This is a genomic window from Lentimicrobium sp. L6, from assembly GCF_013166655.1.
GTDB lineage: Bacteria > Bacteroidota > Bacteroidia > Bacteroidales > UBA12170 > UBA12170.
In genome coordinates this window covers 1-3,332 of record NZ_JABKCA010000149.1, presented here as the reverse complement: position 1 = coordinate 3,332, position 3,332 = coordinate 1, and the positions used below count along the sequence as shown (strand labels likewise).

The window sequence follows — 3,332 nt, the reverse complement described above, 5'->3', positions numbered from 1 at the left end:
TTTTAGCGAGCAAAGATAGTGCTTTGAGCTTATTCTAGTTGTGAAAAAGAATAAAAAAATAGGGGTATAAAAAAAGCAAGTTCAAAAAAATTGAACTTGCTATTATAAAGGAGTGGCGACGACTTACTCTCCCACCATTGGCAGTACCATCAGCGCTAGCGGTCTTAACTTCTCTGTTCGGAAAGGGAAGAGGTGTACCCCGCTGCCATAATCACCACAATATCTTGATATTAGTACTTGTACTAATACAATGACGTAGTAAAGAAAGATGAATTTCAAAAATATTGTAAACATAATGAGCTTAATAGATTAAAAGCTACGGGTAATTAGTACTGCTCAGCTTTGATGTTACCACCTTTACACTTGCAGCCTATCAACGTCATAGTCTCTAACGACCCTTAAAAGAAGTCTCATCTTGAGGCGAGTTTCGTGCTTAGATGCTTTCAGCACTTATCTCAACCAAACGTAGCTACCCTGCGGTGCGGCTGGCGCCACAACAGGTAAACCAGAGGTTTGTCCAACACGGTCCTCTCGTACTAGAGTCAGGTCCTCTCAAACTTCTAACGCCCACAATAGATAGGGACCGAACTGTCTCGCGACGTTCTGAACCCAGCTCGCGTGCCATTTTAATGGGCGAACAGCCCAACCCTTGGGACCTTCTCCAGCCCCAGGATATGACGAGCCGACATCGAGGTGCCAAACCACTCCGTCGATGTGAGCTCTTGGGAGTGATCAGCCTGTTATCCCCGGAGTACCTTTTATCCTTTGAGCGATGGCCCTTCCATACGGAACCACCGGATCACTATATCCTACTTTCGTACCTGGTCGACTTGTAAGTCTCACAGTCAAGCACCCTTTTGCTATTGCACTCTACGTATGGTTACCAATCATACTGAGGGTACCTTTGAAAGCCTCCGTTACTCTTTTGGAGGCGACCACCCCAGTCAAACTACCCACCAAACATTTTCCCCGCATGCGGGTTAGGCTTCAAATAAATCAAGGCCGGTATTTCAAGGATGACTCCACCAGACCTAGCGGCCCAGCTTCACAGTCTCCCGGCTATCCTACACATGATTTATCCAAAGTCAATGTTAAGCTGTAGTGAAGGTTCACGGGGTCTTTCCGTCCCATTGCGGGTAAACGGCATCTTCACCGTTACTACAATTTCACCGAGCTCATGGCTGAGACAGCGCCCAGATCGTTACACCATTCGTGCAGGTCGGAACTTACCCGACAAGGAATTTCGCTACCTTAGGACCGTTATAGTTACGGCCGCCGTTTACCGGGGCTTCATTTCAGTGCTTCTTCTCCGAAGAGAATAACACCACCACTTAACCTTCCGGCACCGGGCAGGTGTCAGGCCTTATACGTCATCTTACGATTTTGCAAAGCCATGTGTTTTTGCTAAACAGTCGCCTGGGCCATTTCTCTGCGCCCTACCGAAGTAGGGACCCCTTCTCCCGAAGTTACGGGGTTAATTTGCCTAGTTCCTTAGCCATGAATCACTCGAGCACCTTTGGATTCTCTCCTCGACCACCTGTGTCGGTTTATGGTACGGGCACCTATAATCTGAAGCTTAGAGACTTTTCTTGGAAGTATGATTAGCTCCACTATCCACTTGTCCGAAGACTCGTGGTACTATCAACCTTCAGCATGGTGTGCGGATTTGCCTACACTCCATATACCTACAGTTTTCAACGTACTATTCCGTCAGTACGCGGGAATTTCACTACTCCGTCCTCTCATCGCAATTAAAGGTGGTATCAGAATATTAACTGATTGTCCATCGACTACCCCTTTCGGGTTCGCCTTAGGTCCCGACTAACCCTGATCCGATTAGCGTTGATCAGGAAACCTTAGTCTTTCGGTGTGCGGGTTTCTCGCCCGCATTATCGTTACTTATGCCTACATTTGCTTTTCTAGCCGCTCCACAATAGCTTGCCGCTACTGCTTCAATGCAACTAGAATGCTCCCCTACCAATTGAATAAATTCAATTCCATAGCTTCGGTAGTGTGTTTATGCCCGATTATCATCCATGCCCTATCGCTCGACTAGTGAGCTGTTACGCACTCTTTAAATGAATGGCTGCTTCCAAGCCAACATCCTAGCTGTCAAAGCAATTGGACCTCGTTAGTACAACTTAACACACATTTGGGGACCTTAGCTGATGGTCCGGGTTCTTTCCCTCTCGGCATTGGACCTTAGCACCCAACGCCTCACTCCCGTGAAACATGTTATAGCATTCGGAGTTTGTCAGGGTTTGGTAGGCGGTGAAGCCCCCTAGCCCAATCAGTAGCTCTACCTCTATAACACTTTAACACGAGGCTGTACCTAAATACATTTCGGGGAGTACGAGCTATCTCTCAGTTTGATTAGCCTTTCACCCCTACCCACAACTCATCCAAAGACTTTTCAACGTCAACTGGTTCGGTCCTCCAAAATGTGTTACCATTTCTTCAACCTGGTCATGGGTAGATCACTGAGTTTCGCGTCTACCCCCTCTAACTCTGTCGCCCTATTCAGACTTGCTTTCGCTTCGACTACTCACGTTTACGTGATTAATCTTGCTAGAGAGGAGTAACTCGTAGGCTCATTATGCAAAAGGCACGCCGTCACAACACAAGGTTGCTCCGACCGCTTGTAGGCGCACGGTTTCAGGTACTATTTCACTCCCCTGTTCGGGGTACTTTTCACCTTTCCCTCACGGTACTTGTTCACTATCGGTCTCTCAGGAGTATTTAGTCTTAGCAGATGGTGCTGCTGGATTCAGACAGGATTTCACCGGTCCCGCCCTACTCAGGATACTGCTAGGTGTATTGAACATTTCGCCTACGGGACTTTCACCCTTTATAGTCACCCTTTCCAGAGGTGTTCGGCTATATTCGTTACTACCACATCGCAGTCCTACAACCCCGGTTTTGCCTTAACAAAACTGGTTTGGACTAATCCCCGTTCGCTCGCCACTACTTGGGGAATCATTATTATTTTCTCTTCCTACGGTTACTAAGATGTTTCAGTTCACCGCGTTCGCCCCCTGTAAACAGGGTAATACATCTTCAATGTACTGGGTTGCCCCATTCGGAAATCTCCGGATAATAGATTATTTGCATCTACCCGAAGCTTATCGCAGCTTATCACGTCCTTCATCGCCTCTGAGAGCCAAGGCATCCGCCATGCGCCCTTAATTACTTTCTTATCTATTGCCAAGTTGATTTGCAAATAAATTTGCTCGTCGCATCGGCGCTCGTTATTTTTATTCTATTTTATCAATGTCATCTTTCAATACGTCAAAGAACTCTTTGTAAATGCTTAATGCATTTAGAAGTGGAGG

At 46.8% G+C, this 3,332-nt stretch carries 2 rRNA genes; both read right to left on the bottom strand.

The features are described from left to right. Nucleotides 1–110: 110 nt before the first annotated feature. A 5S ribosomal RNA gene (gene rrf, locus HNS38_RS19825) occupies nucleotides 111–219 on the bottom strand. 87 nt (nucleotides 220–306) lie between these two features. Beyond that, nucleotides 307–3,196 (bottom strand): 23S ribosomal RNA (locus HNS38_RS19820). Nucleotides 3,197–3,332: the final 136 nt, after the last annotated feature.